At 56.9% G+C, this 20,670-nt stretch carries 18 protein-coding genes; 10 read left to right on the top strand and 8 right to left on the bottom strand.

The annotated features are described in order from the left end of the window. Nucleotides 1-111 precede the first annotated feature (111 nt). A complete protein-coding gene (gene hns, locus V8N38_RS13755) occupies nucleotides 112-519 on the bottom strand; it encodes a histone-like nucleoid-structuring protein H-NS (protein ID WP_004932170.1) in 408 nt (135 codons plus the stop codon). Nucleotides 520-1,222: 703 nt separating this feature from the next. Between hns and V8N38_RS13750 the strand changes: the two genes are divergently transcribed. Further along, nucleotides 1,223-1,807, top strand: coding sequence for a thymidine kinase (locus tag V8N38_RS13750; RefSeq protein ID WP_060423810.1), 585 nt, complete (start codon nucleotides 1,223-1,225; stop codon nucleotides 1,805-1,807). A gap of 119 nt (nucleotides 1,808-1,926) precedes the next feature. Here V8N38_RS13750 and adhE read toward each other — a convergent pair whose 3' ends face one another. After that, nucleotides 1,927-4,599 carry a bifunctional acetaldehyde-CoA/alcohol dehydrogenase gene (gene adhE / locus V8N38_RS13745; RefSeq protein ID WP_147839878.1) on the bottom strand — a complete coding sequence of 891 codons (2,673 nt, stop codon included), beginning with the start codon at nucleotides 4,597-4,599 and terminating at the stop codon, nucleotides 1,927-1,929. A gap of 531 nt (nucleotides 4,600-5,130) precedes the next feature. Here adhE and V8N38_RS13740 point away from each other — a divergent pair. The 7 genes from V8N38_RS13740 (at nucleotide 5,131) to oppF (ending at nucleotide 13,848) form a co-directional block, all read left to right on the top strand. Further along, entirely contained in the window at nucleotides 5,131-5,775 is a 645-nt protein-coding gene (locus V8N38_RS13740) for a YchE family NAAT transporter (RefSeq protein ID WP_015378089.1), read from the top strand. A 696-nt stretch (nucleotides 5,776-6,471) separates the two neighbouring features. Continuing rightward, a complete protein-coding gene (locus V8N38_RS13735) occupies nucleotides 6,472-8,109 on the top strand; it encodes an ABC transporter substrate-binding protein (RefSeq protein WP_060423807.1) in 1,638 nt (545 codons plus the stop codon). 148 nt (nucleotides 8,110-8,257) lie between these two features. Further along, nucleotides 8,258-9,895: an oligopeptide ABC transporter substrate-binding protein OppA gene (gene oppA / locus V8N38_RS13730; protein WP_049199093.1), complete on the top strand. Its 1,638-nt coding sequence runs from the start codon at nucleotides 8,258-8,260 to the stop codon at nucleotides 9,893-9,895. A gap of 83 nt (nucleotides 9,896-9,978) precedes the next feature. Then, on the top strand, nucleotides 9,979-10,899 hold the full coding sequence (gene oppB, locus V8N38_RS13725; protein ID WP_004932150.1) for an oligopeptide ABC transporter permease OppB: 921 nt from the start codon (nucleotides 9,979-9,981) through the stop codon (nucleotides 10,897-10,899). Nucleotides 10,900-10,913: 14 nt separating this feature from the next. Then, the gene (gene oppC, locus V8N38_RS13720) at nucleotides 10,914-11,822 is read left to right on the top strand and encodes an oligopeptide ABC transporter permease OppC (protein ID WP_049199092.1); all 909 of its coding nucleotides are present in this window, start codon (nucleotides 10,914-10,916) and stop codon (nucleotides 11,820-11,822) included. An 11-nt stretch (nucleotides 11,823-11,833) separates the two neighbouring features. Next, nucleotides 11,834-12,850 carry an ABC transporter ATP-binding protein gene (locus tag V8N38_RS13715; RefSeq protein WP_033634782.1) on the top strand — a complete coding sequence of 339 codons (1,017 nt, stop codon included), beginning with the start codon at nucleotides 11,834-11,836 and terminating at the stop codon, nucleotides 12,848-12,850. Continuing rightward, nucleotides 12,847-13,848, top strand: coding sequence for a murein tripeptide/oligopeptide ABC transporter ATP binding protein OppF (oppF, locus tag V8N38_RS13710; protein WP_025303071.1), 1,002 nt, complete (start codon nucleotides 12,847-12,849; stop codon nucleotides 13,846-13,848). Before V8N38_RS13715 ends, oppF begins: the two co-directional genes overlap by 4 nt. A 73-nt stretch (nucleotides 13,849-13,921) precedes the next feature. On the opposite strand, the gene V8N38_RS13705 is transcribed toward oppF, so the two are convergent. Together V8N38_RS13705 and cls are read right to left on the bottom strand one after the other, a co-directional pair. Then, nucleotides 13,922-14,245, bottom strand: coding sequence for an HI1450 family dsDNA-mimic protein (locus tag V8N38_RS13705; RefSeq protein WP_004932139.1), 324 nt, complete (start codon nucleotides 14,243-14,245; stop codon nucleotides 13,922-13,924). 56 nt (nucleotides 14,246-14,301) lie between these two features. Beyond that, nucleotides 14,302-15,762 carry a cardiolipin synthase gene (gene cls / locus V8N38_RS13700; RefSeq protein WP_038877257.1) on the bottom strand — a complete coding sequence of 487 codons (1,461 nt, stop codon included), beginning with the start codon at nucleotides 15,760-15,762 and terminating at the stop codon, nucleotides 14,302-14,304. 242 nt (nucleotides 15,763-16,004) lie between these two features. On the opposite strand from cls, the gene V8N38_RS13695 reads away from it, so the two are divergent. Next, the gene (locus tag V8N38_RS13695; RefSeq protein WP_025159792.1) at nucleotides 16,005-16,181 is read left to right on the top strand and encodes a YciY family protein; all 177 of its coding nucleotides are present in this window, start codon (nucleotides 16,005-16,007) and stop codon (nucleotides 16,179-16,181) included. A gap of 45 nt (nucleotides 16,182-16,226) precedes the next feature. Here V8N38_RS13695 and V8N38_RS13690 read toward each other — a convergent pair whose 3' ends face one another. Next, a complete protein-coding gene (locus V8N38_RS13690) occupies nucleotides 16,227-16,718 on the bottom strand; it encodes a Dps family protein (RefSeq protein WP_004932132.1) in 492 nt (163 codons plus the stop codon). 200 nt (nucleotides 16,719-16,918) lie between these two features. Next, nucleotides 16,919-18,391, bottom strand: coding sequence for a multidrug efflux MFS transporter SmfY (gene smfY, locus V8N38_RS13685; RefSeq protein WP_038877262.1), 1,473 nt, complete (start codon nucleotides 18,389-18,391; stop codon nucleotides 16,919-16,921). A gap of 126 nt (nucleotides 18,392-18,517) precedes the next feature. On the opposite strand from smfY, the gene V8N38_RS13680 reads away from it, so the two are divergent. Continuing rightward, nucleotides 18,518-19,069, top strand: a complete 552-nt coding sequence (locus V8N38_RS13680; RefSeq protein ID WP_147839879.1) for a TetR/AcrR family transcriptional regulator — start codon at nucleotides 18,518-18,520, stop codon at nucleotides 19,067-19,069. A 47-nt stretch (nucleotides 19,070-19,116) separates the two neighbouring features. Here V8N38_RS13680 and V8N38_RS13675 read toward each other — a convergent pair whose 3' ends face one another. Both V8N38_RS13675 and V8N38_RS13670 read right to left on the bottom strand, forming a co-directional pair. Continuing rightward, on the bottom strand, nucleotides 19,117-19,380 hold the full coding sequence (locus tag V8N38_RS13675; RefSeq protein WP_019452732.1) for a hypothetical protein: 264 nt from the start codon (nucleotides 19,378-19,380) through the stop codon (nucleotides 19,117-19,119). 274 nt (nucleotides 19,381-19,654) lie between these two features. Beyond that, a complete protein-coding gene (locus V8N38_RS13670) occupies nucleotides 19,655-20,662 on the bottom strand; it encodes a substrate-binding domain-containing protein (protein WP_060423804.1) in 1,008 nt (335 codons plus the stop codon). Between the last annotated feature and the right edge of the window lie 8 nt (nucleotides 20,663-20,670).

The raw sequence follows: 20,670 nt of genomic DNA, 5'->3' as shown, positions 1-20,670 counted from the left end.
AAAGCGAATTAGGATATTTACTAAAAGGATAGGAGGGCGGGTACAGAACGATAAGATTTAAAATGAAAAGGCCCCCCGCAGGGAGCCTTTCAGATACGGACTGAATCGCTATTACAGCAGGAAATCGTCCAGAGATTTACCTTGCTCTTCGATAGCTTTCTTAATCACCGCAGGAGTACGGCCTTGGCCGGTCCAGGTTTTCAGCTCGCCGTTTTCGTCTTTATATTGGTATTTAGCAGGACGTGCCGCACGTTTTGCTTTACCGGCAGCCTTGTTGGCAGCCATGGTTTGCAGCAGTTCATTCGGGTCGATACCGTCAGCAATCAGCATTTCGCGGTATTGCTGCAGCTTACGAGTGCGTTCTTCGATTTCTGCTTGAGCCTGGCTGTCTTCTTCGCGACGTTCGTTCACAACAACTTCCAGTTTCTCGAGCATTTCTTCCAGCGTTTCCAGAGTGCATTCTCTTGCCTGGGCGCGCAGGGTGCGGATGTTGTTCAAAATCTTTAATGCTTCGCTCATTGTCCTAGTCTCAAATTATATTGGTGGGGGGCGTCTCGATAATAATAGAGTGCTCTTTTCTTTTCTGCAATAGCCAAATTGACTTGAATACTCAAATTTACCTTTAAAAAAACCGTTAATCGGATCAGTCCGACAAATAATAGGAAGGCCTGTTAACTATTACCTTCATCGAACTTAAGTCAAAATTTCAGCAGACAGGCTTTAAAGGGCGCGTGTCGCAAGGCTTTCATCGATAAGTTATCGCCGTAATTTATATCAATATTACAATGGGTTCTGTGGGCTTAATCACGCCATGGCAAGGCAGACATTGTAAACAATAGGGGTATATAGGTAAAGATTGCGTCAGGTAACGTCGGGGCGTCGGCGAAGGCGATTAAATGCCCGTTATTGGCCTCACGTATAAATAGACAGGCGTTCCGCCGCAGCTACAGCGCCTGCGGAGGGGAAAGGGCGGCTATGCATTAATGGGCAAATGCCCGGGGCTAACCATTAGCAAGAATTAATAGTGATGACAGGCATACATTATCCTGTAAATAGCTGTAAAAAGAACATGCCGACAGAACGATATGTTTCGCTTGAAAGCGCATTATTACGGCGAACGCAATATTCGTTCGCTTTGGGCTGAGCCGGGGGGCGGGTTATGGTACACTCACCGTCCTAATCAACATTTGAATATTTCTTATACCATCGGAGTGGCGGGGCCATGGCTCAACTTTATTTTTATTACTCTGCGATGAATGCCGGCAAGTCTACCGCGCTGCTACAGTCTTCATATAACTATCAAGAGCGGGGTATGCGCACGCTGGTGTTCACCGCGGAGATCGATCACCGCTATGGCGTAGGCAAAGTCAGCTCGCGCATCGGGTTATCTTCACAGGCCCAGCTCTATAACAACGACTCAATGCTCTTCGCCATGATTCAGCAAGAGCATCAACAGCAGCAGGTGCATTGTGTGCTGCTCGATGAAAGCCAGTTCCTGACCAAAGCGCAGGTTGAGCAATTGTGCGATGTGGTGGACCAACTGGACATTCCCGTATTGTGTTACGGCCTGCGCACCGATTTTCTCGGTGAGTTGTTTACCGGCAGCCACTATTTGCTGGCCTGGGCCGATAAGCTGGTGGAATTGAAAACCATCTGTCACTGCGGGCGCAAAGCCAATATGGTGCTGCGACTGGACGAGAATGGCAAAGCGATGCATGCCGGTGAACAGGTGGTGATTGGCGGTAACGAGAGCTATGTCTCCGTCTGCCGCAAGCATTATAAAGAGGCGATTCATTCCCTGGACTAAGGGTGAAAATGCCGCCAGAGCCCGCTGAAGCGTTTTGGCGGCGTGAATCGAAATGCAGCGCCTCAGGCGCAATAAAAAACCCGCCGTTTGGCGGGTTTTTTTATCGGTTCACGGAACCGTTATTTCTTGGACTTCTTTACCGCTGCTTTGGCGGTAGCCGGAGCGGCCGCTTCCTCTTCTACCGCTTCGCTGAATTCGCGGCCGTAGAAGGTATCCAGCATGATTTGCTTCAGCTCGGCAATCAGCGGATAGCGTGGGTTGGCGCCGGTACATTGGTCGTCGAATGCATCTTCCGACAGCTTGTCGACTTTCGCCAGGAAGTCCGCTTCCTGCACACCCGCTTCACGGATGGAGGTTGGGATGCCCAACTCGGTTTTCAGCTCGTCCAGCCAGGCCAGCAGTTTCTCAATCTTCTGCGCAGTGCGGTCGCCCGGTGCGCTCAGGCCGAGGTGGTCGGCGATTTCAGCGTAGCGGCGGCGCGCCTGAGGGCGGTCGTACTGGCTGAAGGCCGTCTGCTTGGTCGGGTTGTCGTTCGCGTTGTAGCGAATGACGTTGGAAATCAGCATCGCGTTGGCCAGGCCGTGCGGAATGTGGAACTCCGAACCCAGCTTGTGCGCCATGGAGTGACAGACCCCGAGGAAGGCGTTGGCGAAGGCGATACCGGCGATGGTGGCGGCGTTGTGCACGCGTTCACGGGCAACCGGATTTTTCGCGCCTTCTTTATAGCTGGCCGGCAGATACTCTTTCAACAGTTTCAGCGCTTGCAACGCCTGGCCGTCGGAGTATTCGTTCGCCAGCACCGAAACGTAGGCTTCCAGCGCGTGGGTGACCGCATCCAGACCGCCGAAGGCGCACAGGGATTTCGGCATGTTCATCACCAGGTTGGCATCGACAATTGCCATGTCCGGGGTCAGCGCATAGTCGGCCAACGGGTATTTCTGTCCGGTGGTGTCGTCGGTTACGACGGCAAACGGCGTGACTTCCGAACCGGTGCCTGACGTGGTGGTGATGGCGATCATTTTCGCTTTCACGCCCATTTTCGGGAATTTGTAGATACGCTTGCGGATGTCCATGAAGCGCAGCGCCAGATCCTCGAAGTGGGTTTCAGGATGTTCGTACAGCACCCACATGATTTTGGCGGCGTCCATCGGCGAACCGCCGCCCAGCGCGATGATGACGTCCGGTTTGAAGGAGTTCATCTGCTCTGCGCCCTTGCGCACGATGCTCAGCGTCGGATCGGCTTCCACTTCGAAGAACACTTCGGTTTCGATGCCGTGAGACTTCAGAACCTTGGTGATCTGGTCGGCATAGCCGTTGTTGAACAGGAAACGGTCGGTCACGATGAAGGCGCGTTTTGCCCCGTCGGTCGCCACTTCTTCCAGCGCGATAGGCAGCGAGCCCCGGCGGAAGTAGATCGATTTCGGAAGTTTATGCCACAACATGTTTTCTGCTCGCTTCGCTACAGTTTTCTTGTTGATCAGGTGTTTAGGTCCGACGTTCTCAGAGATGGAGTTACCACCCCAGGAGCCGCAACCCAGCGTCAGCGAAGGCGCGAGTTTGAAGTTATACAGGTCGCCGATACCGCCCTGAGAAGCCGGGGTGTTGATCAGGATACGAGCCGTTTTCATTTTATCGCCGAAGTAGGCGATGCGAGCCGTTTGGTTATCCTGGTCGGTGTACAGGCAGGAGGTGTGGCCGATACCGCCCATGGCGACCAGTTTCTCAGCTTTGGCGACGGCGTCTTCGAAATCTTTGGCCCGGTACATCGCCAGGGTAGGCGACAGTTTTTCATGTGCGAAAGGCTCGGACTCGTCGACCAGCTTCACTTCGCCGATCAGCACTTTGGTGTTGGCCGGCACTTTGATGCCCGCCATCTCGGCGATTTTCGGTGCGGATTGCCCCACGATGGCCGCGTTCAGACCGCCGTTTTTCAGGATGATGTCCTGAACCGCTTTCAGTTCTTTACCCTGCAGCAGATAGCCGCCGTGGGAAGCGAAACGTTCGCGTACCGCATCATAAATAGAGTCGACGACGATGACCGACTGTTCGGAAGCGCAGATAACGCCGCTGTCGAAGGTTTTGGACATCAGGATAGAGGCGACCACGCGCTTGATGTCTGCGGTTTCGTCTACCACGACCGGGGTATTACCGGCACCGACGCCGATGGCAGGCTTGCCGGAGCTGTAGGCGGCCTTCACCATGCCCGGGCCACCGGTGGCCAGGATCAGGTTGATGTCCGGGTGGTGCATCAGTTGGTTGGACAGCTCGACGGTCGGTTGGTCGATCCAACCGATGATGTCCTTTGGCGCGCCGGCGGCGATAGCGGCCTGCAGCACGATATCGGCGGCTTTATTGGTGGCATTCTTCGCACGCGGGTGCGGCGAGAAGATGATGCCGTTACGGGTTTTCAGGCTGATCAGCGCTTTGAAGATCGCGGTAGAAGTTGGGTTGGTGGTAGGAACGATACCGCAAATCAGGCCGATAGGTTCGGCGATGGTGATGGTACCGAAGGTGTCATCTTCAGACAGGATGCCACAGGTTTTTTCGTCTTTATAGGCGTTGTAGATGTACTCGGAAGCGAAGTGGTTTTTGATCACTTTGTCTTCGACGATACCCATTCCGGATTCTTCCACGGCCATTTTGGCCAACGGGATACGGGCATCAGCAGCGGCGAGGGCGGCAGCGCGGAAGATTTTATCCACTTGCTCTTGAGTGAAGTTGGCATATTCGCGCTGGGCTTTTTTGACACGTGCAACAAGCTCGTTCAGTTCAGCGACATTCGTTACAGCCATAATGCTCTCCTGATAATGTTAAACTCTTTCAGTAAATAAGCCGTGCGAGCCACTAGTATAGTCCTAACGGGAATAAACGGTGATGAGAATACCGGGGCTTTCCCGCGTTATTTCTTCGCATGCTGCTGATTTGCTTAAAGAGCTTTACCCTACGCCAGCCGGAGGGGCAGACCGTGAGGAGAACGGAATCGGCGATGTGGCCACCCACTTTGTTCTACTCCCTGCCTACGACTAAGAGCTTACCCACTGTTGGGTAGTTGATTTGTGATCTAAATCATGAAAACTGCAAGCTGACACCTTTCAGCTTGCGGGTGTTGGGAATCATTCTTGATAACTGTGAGCAATGACTCTTTTTTCAACATAAAAAATCAAAAGGCCATACATCACTTTAACAAAGGGCATTTGTTTCGCTGCATAACTTGCTGACAGTCAAAAATGCTGCTCTGGCCGGATGGATTACCCGCGGCAATTCCATTACATTAGCGCGCATAGGCAGCACACCTTTTTATAGTACTTAACGCGGAGCCATCTGTGGGCCAATCTCTGTTGGATCTTTCCGGCTTTATCAAGTTCTTTGTCGGTCTGTTTGCACTGGTCAACCCGGTGGGCATTTTGCCGGTGTTCATCAGCATGACCAGTTACCAGGCGGAAGCGGGGCGCAATAAAACCAACCTGACCGCCAACCTGTCGGTCGCCATCATTCTGTGGACCTCGCTGTTCCTGGGGGAAGGGATCCTGCGGATGTTCGGCATCTCTATCGATTCGTTCCGCATCGCCGGCGGTATTCTGGTGGTGACCATCGCCATGTCGATGATCAGCGGCAAGCTGGGGGAAGACAAACAGAACAAACAGGAGAAGTCGGAGAGCGCGATCCGCGAAAGCATCGGCGTGGTGCCGTTAGCGCTGCCGCTGATGGCGGGGCCGGGGGCGATCAGTTCTACCATCGTGTGGAGCTCCCGTTATCACAACTGGCAAAGCCTGCTCGGTTTTACGGTCGCTATCGCCTTGTTCGCCTTTTGCTGCTGGCTGTTGTTCCGCGCCGCGCCGCTGTTGGTGCGTTTGCTGGGGCAGACCGGCATCAACGTGATCACCCGTATCATGGGTCTGCTGCTGATGGCGCTCGGCATCGAGTTTATCGTTACCGGCATTAAGGCGATATTCCCCGGCCTGTTGTAATACGCCTTGTTTAGCCGCGCACCTTTCGCGTTAGCGCGGCTAAAATTAATTTTAAAGTTTAAATTATTTATTGGCTCGCATTATTATAGTGCACAGGATGAATAAAATTTATGCGGTTGCACTCTTATGTTGCATAAATCTCATGTTGTTGCTCAAAAAAAACGCTAAGCGTTATTTCAATCACTTTTCCTCCCCCATTTCTGCCCATTTCGCCCCCGCTAAACGGTCACGCTGTTGTTAAATTAGTCACATCATTCTGTGGGGCTTGTCTCACTTTCATCCAGGTGTTATTAGTGATTAACCGCACATAGGCAGGTGTTTGTTCTTTGAATGGTTAGATTGTTAACTGAATGTTTCTTTTTGCAGCAGTGAGATCGTGCTGATGGTTTCAATTGAAATGAATGTGGTTTTTTTGTCTTTAAAATCATACTGATGATCTCGATTTTTCCTGCCTTCCATCTTGGTGGCCGGATTGGGCTTCGTGCGATAAAAGAGAATTGCTTAACATTTTCGTAAAATTTATTGGCTATGGAATTTGGCTTCTGCTAATTTCCGAGCAACTTTCCCGTGGTCAATTAACTGAAATGCGCCACAAAAACGGGAATGATTTTTGCTGGTATCCGTTTATTTAGAATTCTTATAAACACTTCACAAACTTCGATAAGCGATGCTTGTCGGTGAAAAGGAGCCTCGATTATGCAGCAAACCCTGAAGCGTACTTCTTTGACCTTGTTGATTAGCGGCGCGCTGGGCGCCGGTGCCGTAAATAGCAGTTTGGCGGCAGAGGTTCCGGCCGGCGTCCAATTGGCGCAGCAGCAGAATATTGTGATCAACAACGGTAGCGAAGTGGCTTCATTGGATCCGCATAAGGTCGAGGGCGTCCCGGAAAGCAATATCATTCTTAACCTGCTGGAAGGGCTGGTGAGCACCGACGCCAACGGGCATGTGGTGCCGGCGGCGGCGACAAGCTGGGAAAACCAGAATTATCAGCAGTGGACCTTCCACCTGCGCCCCGGCGCGGTGTGGAGCGACGGCAGCCCGGTGACCGCGCAAGACTTCGTCTACAGCTGGCAGCGTCTGGCCGATCCGAAAATCGCTTCGCCCTATGCCAGCTACCTGCAATACACCAAAGTCGAGAATATCGACGACATCCTGACCGGGAAGAAGAGCCCGCAGACCCTCGGCGTTAAGGCGCTTGACGACCAGACGCTGCAGGTGACCCTGAGCGAACCGGTGCCGTATTTCATCAGCATGCTGAGCCACACGTCGCTCAAACCGGTGAAACGGGCGGTGGTGGAGAAATTCGGCGATAAATGGACGCTGCCCGCCAACTATGTCGGCAACGGCGCTTACCGCCTGAAAGAGTGGGTGGTGAACGAGCGCATTGTGCTGGAGCGCAGCCCGAGCTACTGGAACAACAAGCAAACGGTGATCAATCAGGCGACCTTCCTGCCGATTACCTCGGAGGTCAGCGACGTCAACCGCTTCCGCAGCGGCGAGATCGACATCACCAACAGCGCCATTCCGCCGTACCTGTACGTCAAGATGAAACGCGAAATGCCCGAGCAGCTGCACGTTAACCCTTATCTGTGCACCTTCTATTACGAGCTCAATAACAAGCGGGCGCCGTTCACCGATCCGCGCGTGCGTACGGCGGTGAAGATGACGCTGGATCGCGACATTATCGCCAACAAGATCATGGGCCAGGGGCAAATCCCGGCCTACAGCTTCACGCCAACCTTCACGGAAGGCGCCAGCTTCACTCAGCCTGCGTGGGCCGGCTGGAGTCAGGAGCAACGCAACGCCGAAGCCAGGAAACTGCTGGCGGAAGCGGGCTACAGCGACGCCAAGCCGCTGAAGTTCTCGCTGCTGTACAACACCTCCGATCAAAACAAACAACAGGCGATCGCTGCCGCGTCGATGTGGAAGAAGAACCTGGGCGCCGAGGTCACGCTGCGCAACCAGGAATGGAAAACTTCGCTGGAGAGCCGCCATCAGGGGCAATACGACGTGGCGCGTGCCACCTGGTGCGGGGATTACAACGAACCCAGCGCGTTCCTGAACCTGGTTCTGTCCAACAGCAGCATCAATACCGTGTTCTACAAGAGCCCGGCGTTCGACGCCATCATGGCCGCCACGCTGAAGGCGCCGGATGAGGCCGCGCGCGCCGCGCTCTATCAGCAGGCGGAAGCGCAACTGGACAAAGACTCCGCGTTGGTCCCGGTTTATTACCGCGTCAGCGCGCGTTTGATCAAGCCGACGGTGGGTGGGTTCACCGGCAAAGATCCGCTGGACTATACCGACGTTAAAAATCTTTACATTATCAATCAGTAAAGGGGTATTCCTCACGCCGAGGGGCAGGGGAATATAGGGAAGGCCGGCCGCCGCATTCGTTCCGCGGCGGCGGGAAAACAAAGTCCGCTTACGGGCAACGCGGGTTCCACGAAGAGCCTGTGATAATAAAAAACTGGAGTCGATAAGTATGACCAACATCACGAAGAAAACGCTCATTGCCGCTGGCGTCATCGCCGCGCTGGGTATCACAGCAACCACCAGCGCTTTCGCCGCTGACGTCCCGGCGGGCGTGCAGCTGGCCGACAAGCAAGAAATCGTCAAAAACAACGGTTCCGAAGTGCAGTCGCTGGATCCGCACAAGATCGAGGGCGTGCCGGAAAACAACGTCACGCGCGACCTGATGGAAGGCCTGGCGAACAACAGCCCGGACGGTTCCATCGTGCCAGGCGTCGCGGAAAGCTGGGATAACAAGGATTTCAAAGTCTGGACCTTCCACCTGCGTAAAGACGCAAAATGGTCCAACGGCAAGCCGGTGACGGCGCAAGATTTCGTCTACAGCTGGCAGCGCGTGGTGGATCCGAAAACCGCATCGCCTTACGCCAGCTACCTGCAGTACGCCCATGTGGAAAACGTCGATGACATCATCGCCGGTAAAAAAGACAAGTCGACGCTGGGCGTGAAGGCCATCGACGACCACACCTTCCAGGTGACCCTGAGCGAGCCGGTGCCTTATCTGGTTGAAATGACCCCGCACTACGCCATGAAGCCGGTTTACAAAGACGCGGTAGAGAAGTTTGGCGAGAAGTGGACGCTGCCGGCCAACTACGTCAGCAACGGCGCTTACAAACTGAAAGACTGGATTGTCAACGAACGCATCGTACTGGAACGCAACCCGGAATATTGGGATAACGCCAAAACCATCATCAATAAAGTGACGTTCCTGCCTATTTCGTCGGAAGTGACCGACGTTAACCGCTACCGCACCGGTGAAATCGACATGACCTACAACAACATGCCGATCGAACTGTTCCAGAAGCTGAAGAAAGAGATCCCGAAAGAAGTGCATGTCGATCCTTACCTGTGCACCTATTACTACGAAATCAACAACCAGAAGGCGCCGTTCACCGATGCGCGCGTGCGTGAAGCGCTGAAGCTGGGCATGGACCGCGACATCATCGTCAACAAGGTGAAAAACCAGGGCGACCTGCCGGCCTACAGCTTTACGCCGCCATACACCGACGGTGCCAAGCTGACCGCACCGGAGTGGTTCGGCTGGACGCAGGAAAAACGCAACGAAGTGGCGAAGAAACTGCTGGCCGACGCCGGCTACGGCCCGGGCAAACCGCTGACCTTCTCCCTGTTGTACAACACCTCCGATCTGCACAAGAAGCTGGCGATCGCCGCCGCCTCCATCTGGAAGAAAAACCTGGGCGTGGACGTGAAGCTGGTGAACCAGGAGTGGAAAACCTTCCTGGATACCCGTCATCAGGGCACCTATGACGTGGCGCGCGCCGGCTGGTGTGCCGACTACAACGAGCCGAGCTCGTTCCTGAACATGATGCTGTCCGACAGCAGCAGTAATACCCCGCACTACAAGAGCGCCGAGTTCGACAAGCTGATGGCCAACGTGTTGACCGCGAAGACCAAAGACGAGCGCGCCGAGCTGTATCAGAAAGCGGAAGTTCAGCTGGACAAAGATTCCGCCATCGTTCCGCTGTATTACTATGTAAACGCCCGTTTGGTGAAACCTTACGTCGGTGGTTACACCGGCAAAGACCCGCTTGATAACGTGTACGACAAAAACCTGTACATCATCAAGCATTGATACGGTAAGAGCCGGCGGCGCAGGCCGCCGGCCCATGTTGAGAATAATAAGCCGTCATCAGGCTGTCGCACAGGGTTAGGGCAATGCTTAAATTTATACTTCGTCGCTTGTTGGAAGCGATCCCGACACTATTTATCCTTATCACCATCTCATTCTTCATGATGCGCCTGGCACCCGGCAGTCCATTTACCGGGGAACGCGCATTGCCGCCGGAAGTTATGGCGAACATCGAAGCCAAATATCATTTGAACGACCCGATCTGGAAACAGTACGGTCATTATCTGGCGCAGCTTGCGCAGGGAGACTTCGGCCCGTCCTTTAAATACAAGGACTATTCGGTGAACGATCTGGTCGCCAGCTCTTTCCCGGTGTCCGCCAAACTCGGCCTGGCCGCGTTTCTGCTGGCGGTGGTGCTGGGGGTGAGCGCAGGCGTGATTGCCGCGCTGAATCAGAACACCAAATGGGACTACACGGTGATGGGGTTCGCCATGACCGGGGTGGTGATACCCAGTTTCGTGGTGGCGCCGCTGCTGGTGCTGATCTTCGCCATCACGCTGAAATGGCTGCCGGGCGGTGGCTGGAACGGCGGAGCGCCTAAATTCATCATCCTGCCGATGGTGGCGCTGTCGCTGGCCTATATCGCCAGCATCGCCCGTATCACGCGTGGCTCGATGATTGAAGTGCTGCACTCCAACTTCATCCGTACCGCGCGCGCCAAAGGCTTGCCGATGCGTCGCATCATTTTCCGCCACGCGCTGAAGCCGGCGCTGCTGCCGGTGCTGTCCTACATGGGGCCGGCGTTCGTCGGTATCATCACCGGATCGATGGTGATCGAAACCATCTACGGTCTGCCGGGGATCGGCCAACTGTTCGTTAACGGCGCGCTGAACCGCGACTACTCCCTGGTGCTGAGCCTGACCATTCTGGTGGGCGCCCTGACCATTCTGTTCAACGCGATCGTCGATGTGCTGTATGCGGTCATCGATCCGAAAATCCGTTATTAATCTGGAGCACGCGAATGATGTTGACTAAAAAGAACAGCGAAGCTCTGGAAAACTTCAGCGAGAAGCTGGAAGTGGAAGGGCGCAGCCTGTGGCAAGACGCGCGTCGGCGCTTTATGCACAACCGCGCGGCGGTCAGCAGCCTGTTTATTCTGGTGCTGATCACGCTGTTTGTGGCGCTGGCGCCGATGCTGTCGCAGTTTGCCTACGACGATACCGACTGGGCGATGATGTCCGCCGCCCCAAGCGTGGAATCGGGGCACTATTTCGGCACTGACTCCTCCGGGCGCGATCTGCTGGTGCGCGTGGCGATCGGCGGGCGCATCTCGCTGATGGTCGGCGTGGCGGCGGCGCTGGTGGCGGTGGTGGTGGGCACCCTGTACGGCGCAATGTCCGGCTATCTGGGCGGCAAGGTCGACTCGGTGATGATGCGCCTGCTGGAGATCCTCAACTCCTTCCCGTTCATGTTCTTCGTGATCCTGCTGGTGACCTTCTTCGGCCAGAACATCCTGCTCATCTTCGTGGCGATCGGCATGGTGTCGTGGCTGGATATGGCGCGTATCGTGCGCGGCCAAACCCTCGGCCTGAAGCGTAAGGAATTCATCGAAGCGGCGCTGGTGTGCGGCGTCTCCACGCGCAATATCGTGCTGCGCCATATCGTGCCGAACGTGCTCGGCGTGGTGGTGGTGTATGCGTCGCTGCTGGTGCCGAGCATGATCCTGTTCGAATCCTTCCTCAGTTTCCTGGGGCTGGGCACGCAGGAGCCGCTCAGCAGTTGGGGCGCATTGCTCAGCGACGGCGCCAACTCAATGGAAGTTTCACCGTGGTTGCTGCTGTTCCCGGCGGGTTTCCTGGTTGTCACTCTGTTCTGTTTCAACTTTATCGGCGATGGCCTGCGTGACGCCCTCGACCCGAAAGATCGTTAAGGAGTGCAATCATGAGCACCATTGAACATCCTCAACTGCAAACCGGCGCCGGGGTCAAAACGTCGCCGCTGCTGGACGTGAAAGACCTGCGCGTCACGTTCTCCACCCCGGACGGCGACGTGACGGCGGTGAACGATCTGAACTTCGACCTGCGCGCCGGGGAAACGCTGGGCATCGTCGGTGAGTCCGGCTCCGGTAAATCGCAGACAGCGTTCGCTCTGATGGGCCTGCTGGCCAGCAATGGCCGCATCGGCGGCTCGGCCAAATTCAACGGCCGTGAAATCCTCAACCTGCCGGAAAATCAGCTCAACAAGCTGCGGGCAGAAGAGATCTCGATGATCTTCCAGGACCCGATGACCTCGCTCAACCCTTATATGCGCGTTGGCGAACAGCTGATGGAAGTGCTGATGCTGCATAAGAAAATGAGCAAAAGCGAAGCCTTTGAAGAGTCGGTACGCATGCTCGACGCGGTGAAAATGCCGGAAGCGCGCAAGCGCATGCGCATGTATCCGCATGAGTTTTCCGGTGGCATGCGCCAGCGCGTGATGATCGCCATGGCGCTGCTGTGTCGGCCAAAGCTGCTGATTGCCGACGAACCGACCACCGCGCTGGACGTTACCGTTCAGGCGCAGATCATGACGCTGCTCAACGAGCTGAAGCGCGAGTTCAACACCGCCATCATCATGATCACCCACGACCTGGGCGTGGTGGCCGGCATCTGCAACAAGGTGCTGGTAATGTACGCCGGCCGCACCATGGAATACGGCAGTGCGCGCGAGGTGTTCTACCAGCCGAGCCACCCGTACTCTATCGGTCTGTTGAACGCGGTGCCGCGTCTCGATGCCGAAGGCGAAGCGTTGCTGACCATTCCCGGCAACCCGCCGAACCTGCTGCGGTTGCCGAAAGGCTGCCCGTTCCAGCCGCGCTGTCCGTACGCCATGGAGCAGTGCGCGAGCGCTCCGCCGTTGGAGCAATTTGGGGAAGGGCGCCTGCGCGCCTGCTTTAAACCGGTGGAGGCGTTGGTATGACAGCGGTAACCGACAAGAAAGTGCTGCTCGAAGTGGCCGATCTGAAAGTGCACTTCGACATTCATGACGATAAACAGTGGTTCTGGCAGCCGCCGAAAACCCTGAAAGCGGTCGATGGCGTCACGCTGCGGCTGTTCGAGGGGGAAACCCTGGGCGTGGTCGGCGAATCCGGCTGTGGCAAATCCACCTTCGCGCGCGCCATCATCGGCCTGGTGAAGGCCACCAGCGGGCGCGTTGCCTGGCTGGGGAAAGATCTGCTGGGCATGAGCGACGCCGACTGGCGCAAAACCCGCAGCGATATTCAGATGATCTTCCAGGATCCGCTGGCTTCGCTCAACCCGCGCATGACCATCGGCGAGATCATCGCCGAGCCGCTGCGCACCTACTACCCGAAAATGCCGCGTCAGGAAGTGAAGGACAAGGTCAAGGCAATGATGCTGAAGGTCGGCCTGCTGCCTAACCTGATCAACCGCTACCCGCACGAGTTTTCCGGCGGCCAGTGCCAGCGTATCGGCATCGCACGCGCGCTGATCCTCGAGCCGAAGCTGGTGATCTGCGACGAGCCGGTCTCCGCGCTGGACGTATCGATTCAGGCGCAGGTGGTGAACCTGTTGCAGCAGCTGCAGCGCGAAATGGGCCTGTCACTGATCTTTATCGCCCACGACTTGGCGGTGGTGAAGCACATTTCCGATCGCGTGCTGGTGATGTATCTGGGCCATGCGGTGGAGCTGGGCACCTATGACGAGGTGTACCACAACCCGCAGCACCCTTACACCAAAGCGCTGATGTCTGCGGTGCCGATCCCGGATCCGGACAAGGAGAAGGAGAAGCAGATCCAGCTGTTGGAAGGGGAGCTGCCTTCGCCGATCAACCCGCCGACCGGTTGCGTGTTCCGCACCCGCTGCCCGATAGCCGGGCCGGAGTGCGCCAAGACGCGTCCGCTGCTGGAGGGCAGTTTCCGCCACGCGGTGTCCTGCCTGAAGGTCGATCCGCTGTAATGTGCCGCTAGTCGGCAACAAAAAGCCCCGCTGAATGAGCGGGGCTTTTTTTATCCGATGCGCTAACGGCGAATCACTCTTTCCACAGAATGTGGCACAGCTTGTGGTCTTTCTCACGGCAGATCAGCACGCGGGCGAACACGTCGTTGATCGGCTCGCCGTCGCTGTCCGCCAGACCGATCACCACCTCGGCGAAGAAGTCCGGGTTCAGGTCGTAATCCACGTGCTCGCTCCAGTCTTCGGAGGGATCGTACAGTTCGGCGCCGCCGCGCTCTTCAAACTGCAGGTTGAACAGCAGAATATCCGCCGGATCCAGATTGTCGCCGGCCAATTCGAGGAAGATGTCGTAGGCCTGTTCCAGCGTTTCGTCTTCGGTAAGGCGGTTATTCAAATCCATAAAAAAATCCTGATAACAAATGATTTGGCGCTATTAAAGCACGCTCGCCGCGGCTTTTACAGCAGCGGGCTGAAAAAGTAGAACAGGCGCTCGACCAGGCGATGCCAGAACGGCCGCTTCAGCCACTCTTTGGCGTTCAGCAGCTGGGAACGGGCGATGTAATCTTCCTGCACGCAGGCCAAATCGCTGCCGAAGCCGTCATCGTCGATCACCAGCGTGATTTCGAAATTCAGCCACAGGCTGCGCATGTCCAGATTGACGGTGCCGACCAGGCTGAGCTGGCCGTCCACCAGCACGCTCTTGGTATGCAGCAGGCCGCCTTCGAACTGATAGATCTTAACCCCGGCCTCCAGCAGCTCGGAGAAGAACGCGCGGCTGGCCCAGCGCACCATCATCGAATCGTTGTCGCGCGGCACGATGATGCTGACCTCGACGCCGCGCAGGGCGGCGGTGCAAATGGCGTGCAGCAGATCGTCACTTGGCACGAAGTACGGCGTGGTCATGATCAGCTGCTCGCGGGCGGAATAGACCGCGGTCAGCAACGCCTGGTGGATCATCTCCTCGGGGAAGCCGGGGCCGGAGGCGATCACCTGAATGGTATGGCCGCTTTCCTGCTCGAACGGCATGATGTTGACGTCCGGCGGTGGCGGCAGAATGCGCTTGCCGGTTTCAATCTCCCAGTCGCAGGCATAGACGATGCCCATGGTGGTGGCCACCGGGCCTTCCATGCGCGCCATCAGATCGATCCATTGGCCGACGCCCGCATCCTGCTTGAAGTAGCGCGGATCGACCATGTTCATGCTGCCGGTATAGGCGATGTAGTTGTCGATCAGCACCACCTTGCGGTGCTGGCGCAGGTCCATGCGGCGTAGAAATACGCGCAGCAGGTTGACTTTCAGCGCCTCGACCACTTCGATGCCGGCGTTGCGCATCATCGCCGGGTAGGGGCTGCGGAAAAATTGCAGGCTGCCGGCGGAGTCGAGCATCAGGCGGCAGTGTACGCCGCGTCGGGCGGCGGCCATCAGCGATTCGGCCACCTGATCGACCAGGCCGCCGGGCTGCCAGATATAGAACACCATTTCGATGTTGTGCCGCGCCAGTTCGATGTCGCGGATCAGCGCTTTCAGCGTGTCGTCGGTGGTGGTGAGCAGCTGCAGCTGGTTGCCCTTGACGCCGTCGATGCCCTGGCGGCGGTTGCACAGCTGGAACAGCGGTTCGGCGACCTCGCTGTACTCGGTGGCGAAGATGCGGCGACTCTCTTTCAGCTCCTTCAGCCAGCGGGCGGTTGACGGCCACATGGCCTTGGCGCGCTCGGCCCGGCGCTTGCCCAGATGCAGCTCGCCGAACGATAAATAGGCCACGATGCCGAACAGCGGCAGTATGTAGATAACCAGCAGCCAGGCCATGGCAGAGGGAACCGCACGGCGTTTCATCAAAATGCGCATCGTCACGCCGGCGATCAGCAGCCAGTAGCCGAACACCATGAGCCAACTGATTACGGTATAAAATGTTGTCATAAAGGCGAAAAATCCCGTTCGCAAACCACCAATGATGAGTGTACGCACAGATCGGTCAAGGCGAAACCTTTTATCGGCGCTTATGTTACATAAATATGATGAAGTTAAGGCACTTGCTGAAAATGAAAGGGCGGCTTTTACCCGCGTGGCGCCCGCTGTGCCGCCGATAACTGCGGCTTGGATCACGGGCGGAAAGGGCTATAATGCCCGCGGTTGGCATTAGACGAACGAGTGACGGAATTATGAGACGCAGTAGAAATGAAGTGGGCCGCTGGCGCATGTTGCGGCAGAGCCAACGCCGCCGGCATCGCTGGCTGGAACGCCAGTCGTGCAGCAATCGCCATATTATCCGGGTGCGGCGCCGCCTGGACGATCAGCATCGGCGCGCGCTGCTGTTTGCGGTATCCTGCGAGTGGTAAAACGAAAACAGTCCCGTGAGGGACTGTTTTGTTATGGCGCCTGGGTTATTTGCCCAGATAGGCGTTGAGCATCCAGACCTGTTTTTCCTGCTCTTTGATGTAATCGCTCATCAGCGACGCGGTGCCTTCGTCACCGGCGTCTGCCGCTACCGTCAGCAGTTCACGCTGCTGCTGCAGCAAGATTGAATACCCTTCCAACAGGCCGCGCAGCGTGCCTTTATCATCGGTCACGTTGGTGTGTTCCTTGATGTCGGCGGTTTTCAGATAGTCGCTGAAAGCGTGACGCGGCTGCGAGCCCAGCGTCAGAATACGTTCCGCCAGCTCATCCACCTTGGTCAGCAGATCGTTATATGTCTCTTCGAATTTCGCGTGCAGCTCAAAGAACTGCGGGCCGGTAATATTCCAGTGATAGCCGCGCACGTTCATATACAGCACCTGATAGTTCGCCAACAGCGCGTTCAGCGCCTCGGCGAGTTTTGCCGATTGTTTACTGTCGAGGCCGATATGGGTTTTCGCTGCTTTCTTTGCCGTTGCCATAATAATCTTCTCCTGATTATTTGTTCCGATAGTAGACAGAATCAATTTCCATAGCTGTTACAGTAACCGGATTTATCGCAGGGTTAAACACGATAACAGGCATTATTGCCATCGCTAAAACCGATGACGATAAATCCGTCGAGCAAATTGCCGAATCAGTTTACGCAGGATCCGCAGGCGAAAAAAGCCGCTTTTATCGGTTACTTGCGCAGCGCCAGTTTCACCGCGCCGGCGCCCAGCGCCATTAGCAATGCGGCGGCGATCAGCACCGTAATAAACGCGCGATCAAAGGCCAGACGCGCCAGCTGCGTCAGCTGCTGCGCGCGATCGGCCGCCAGCCCGGCCGCCAGCCGCAGGGCTTCGTCGATGCTGTCGTAGGCCAAATCGCTGACCGGCAGCTCCGCCGGCAGTGCCAGGCTGTGGCTGTAAACCGCCGTCATCAACCCGCCGAGCAGCGTCACGCCCAGTACGCCACCCAGTTCGTAGGAGACGTCTTCGATGGACGCCGCCATGCCGGATTTCTCCTCCGGCGCGTTCAGCATGATGGCGGTAGAAGCGGCGGTGATCACGCCGCCGAGGCCAAAGCCCACCAGCGCCAGGCTGACCAATTGCGGCGCCATGCCGCTCTGGTACCACACGGCAAGACCGGCGATGCCGAGGGTAGTCAGGACAAAGCCGCCGAGGATGATGCTGCGTTCGCCGTAGCGCGGCAACAGCAGGCCGGCTACGGGCCCCGCCAGCGCCGAGGCCAGCGGGATCGGCAAAATAAACAGCGCCGCCTGCAGCGGGCTGAGGCCGAGCACCAGCTGTAGGCGTTGGCTGAGCACCAGCTCGACGCCGATCAGCGCCACCATCGACAGCAGGGCCACGCCGATGCCGCCTGCGAACAGCCGGTTGCGGAACAGGGAGAAATCGATCATCGGGTGGGCGCTGCGCTGCTGACGACGCACGAACAGCACCAGGAACAACACGCCGATCAGGGCCGCCACAAGCAAGGCGCTCACATCAGGCGTCGGCTTGCTCAGCTCCTTCAGCGCATAGATGGCGCCGACCAGACCCATCATGATCTGCACCGAACCGACGATGTCCGAAGGGCGCGGGTTATCGCCACCGCAGCGCGGGATCAGTTTCCACGCCAGCGGCCAGACCAGCAGTACGACCGGCACATTGATCAGGAACACCGACCCCCACCAGAAATACTCCAGCAGCAGGCCGCCGACCACCGGGCCGATGGCCGCGCCGCCGGAGGCCACCGAGGCCCAGATGCCGATTGCCAGCGCGCGTTCGCGTTCGTCGGTAAAGACGTGGCGCACGATGGACAGCGTGGCGGGCATCATCATTGCCGCGCCAACGGCGAGGAACACCCGGGCGGCGATCAGCCACTCGGCGGTGGGCGAGAACGCGGCGCACAGTGACGCGACGGCAAACACCGGCAGCCCGGCGAGAAACAGCCGCTTATGGCCGATGCGGTCGCTCAGCATGCCGGCGCCGGGCAGCAGGCCGGCCACCACCAGCGGGTAGGCGTTGACGATCCAGAGTTTTTGTGAGGCGCTGGCGTCCAGCGCCTGGGTTAAGCGCGGCAGGGCGGTATATAACACCGTCATATCGATGACGATCAGGAAAAGGGCGCTGGCGACCATCGTCAGGATCAACCAGCGGTTCTTGGCGTACATAATTCATATCCAGTTAACGTGGGCGGCGCGGAGACGCCGCCATTGGGGTAACCCACCGGCGATGCCGGGTGGTATACTGATGATAATATATATCCATACGTTCGTATTGAAAAGAAGGGTTTCTTAATGGGACGTCAACGCAGCATCGATCGCGACAAGGTTTTGGACACCGCCGAAGAGATCGTCGCCACCCAGGGCGCCGCCGGCTTGACCATCGACGCCGTCGCCAAAGCGATGGGGATCTCCAAGGGCGGGGTGCAGTATTGTTTCGGCAGCAAAGACGCCCTTATCGATGCCATGTTCGATCGCTGGGGCAGTGCCTATGAGACGCTGTTCACGGCGATTGCCGGCGACGAGCCTTCGCCGCCGACCGCCGTGCGGGCGCATATGCTGGCCACCCACAGTTCGGATCAGGCCTCCAGCGCCAAGGCCGCCGGGCTGATGGCAACGTTAATTCAAACGCCGGAGCATCTGGCGAGCACGCGCGAATGGTATCGCAGCCGCATCGCCGGTTTGGATTTGACGACCGAAGACGGCAAGCGCGCGCGCCTGGCGTTTCTCGCCACCGAAGGCGCCTTTATGCTGCGTTACTTTGGTTTGATGGATATCGACCAGGCGGAATGGCAAACGATGTTCGCCGATATGCAGGCATTGATATTGACGGGCGGCGACAAGTAAACGCAGGGACAAGCGGCAGGAAGCAGCCTGCCGCGGGCTAAGCCTGATTATTTATAGGCTATCGCATTGATGGTTTCGAAGGTGGTTTTCCCCTCGCGGCCGATAATGACGTAATACTTACCGCCTTTTTCATCTACCGCTTTCGACAGACGCGCATGGTCGATCCCCACGGTGTCGTCGCCGTCTTGTGAAATGGTCACCGGACCGATCTCGGTATGTTTCGCCGCCTCTTCCCGAGTGATTTCAATTGCCGCCAGGGAAGAGAATGAGGTGAACGCCAGCAGTGCCAAGAGATATTTAGTTGCCTTCATAATTATTCCTTTTGGAAGATAAAAACGACCCGTAACTGCATCTTGACTACGGCTCAAGTGTAGGTCAGCGGCGGCGCTTTACCATGCAACGGCAAAAAATAGTCTCAGACGGCGGCGCCTATCACACTGATAGTTAGTCAAGGGGGCGGCGAAAGGCGTATGTTTATCGAACAAGATATTCCCTCGAAGAACCTTTAAGCCAGCCACTCCGTGCTGGCTTTTTTTTTGCAGACAAGTGCCATAGCAGGGCCCCCTGGAGCCAGGGGGCGGGGGATTATTTGCGGGCATCCAACAGCGCTTGAGCGTTCTCTGCGGTAACGACGGTCCACGGAATGTAGTAATGCTTCTGCGTGCCGCCCTCCCATTTCAGATCCTTGGCGTACTGCTTCCAGATATCCGACTGAGGTTGATAGCTTTCACCTTTCACGGCGCGCAGCGCGACGTCGATGGACCCCTGCATCTGGCCTTTGGCATCTTGCAGGATAGAGACCATTTCACCGGCCTGCACCGCATGAATCGCGTCGGAAACGCCGTCAACGCCGGCAATCGCGAAGTCTTTCACATTCAGGCCGGCGCCTTTGATCGCCTCGATAGCACCCAGCGCCATCTCGTCATTTTGGCCGATCACGCCGTTGATTTTACCCCGGTGTTTCTGCAGCCAGTTTTCCATCAGCGGCTGCGCTTCCGCGCGTGACCAGTTGGCCGTTTTGCGCTCAAGTACCGTGACCTGGCCGGCGCCGCACTCGGCAATCGCTTTATCGTTGCCCTTACCGCGCTGGATCTCGCCGCTGCCGCCTTTCGGGCCTTCGATAATCACCACGTTCACCTTGTGGTTCTTGCAGTCGAGTTTGTCCAGGACGGCTTTGGCTTCCAGATACCCCCCCAACTCGTCATTAGACACCACTTCAGACGTCATCGCGTCCGTGTTCAGGCGCGCGTTGGTGACCACCACCGGGATTTTGGCTTCGTTGGCATTAGTGACGATATCGATATTGGCCTCAAAATCCATAGGGTTGACGATAATGGCATCGGCGCGCGTCTGGATAGCGGTGGCGGCCTGATCGTTTTGCACCGATGCATCATAACGTCCATCGTAGAAGGTCAGCACGGCTTCGCCGCTTTTCACCGCCGGGTGTTCCTTGCCGAACCTTTCCATCAATTGCACGAACTCGGCTTTGTTGCCGTACATCAATACCGCGATTTTAACCGGGGCGGCCTGAGCTGCCGACAGGCTACCCAGCATCATGGCTGAGGCAAACAACGCTATCTTGGTCTTATTCATGGTTTTCT

This window comes from Serratia nevei (genome assembly GCF_037948395.1).
Lineage (GTDB): Bacteria > Pseudomonadota > Gammaproteobacteria > Enterobacterales > Enterobacteriaceae > Serratia > Serratia nevei.
The sequence above is the reverse complement of the archived record's forward strand: the minus strand, read 5'-3'. Positions and strand labels throughout refer to the sequence as shown.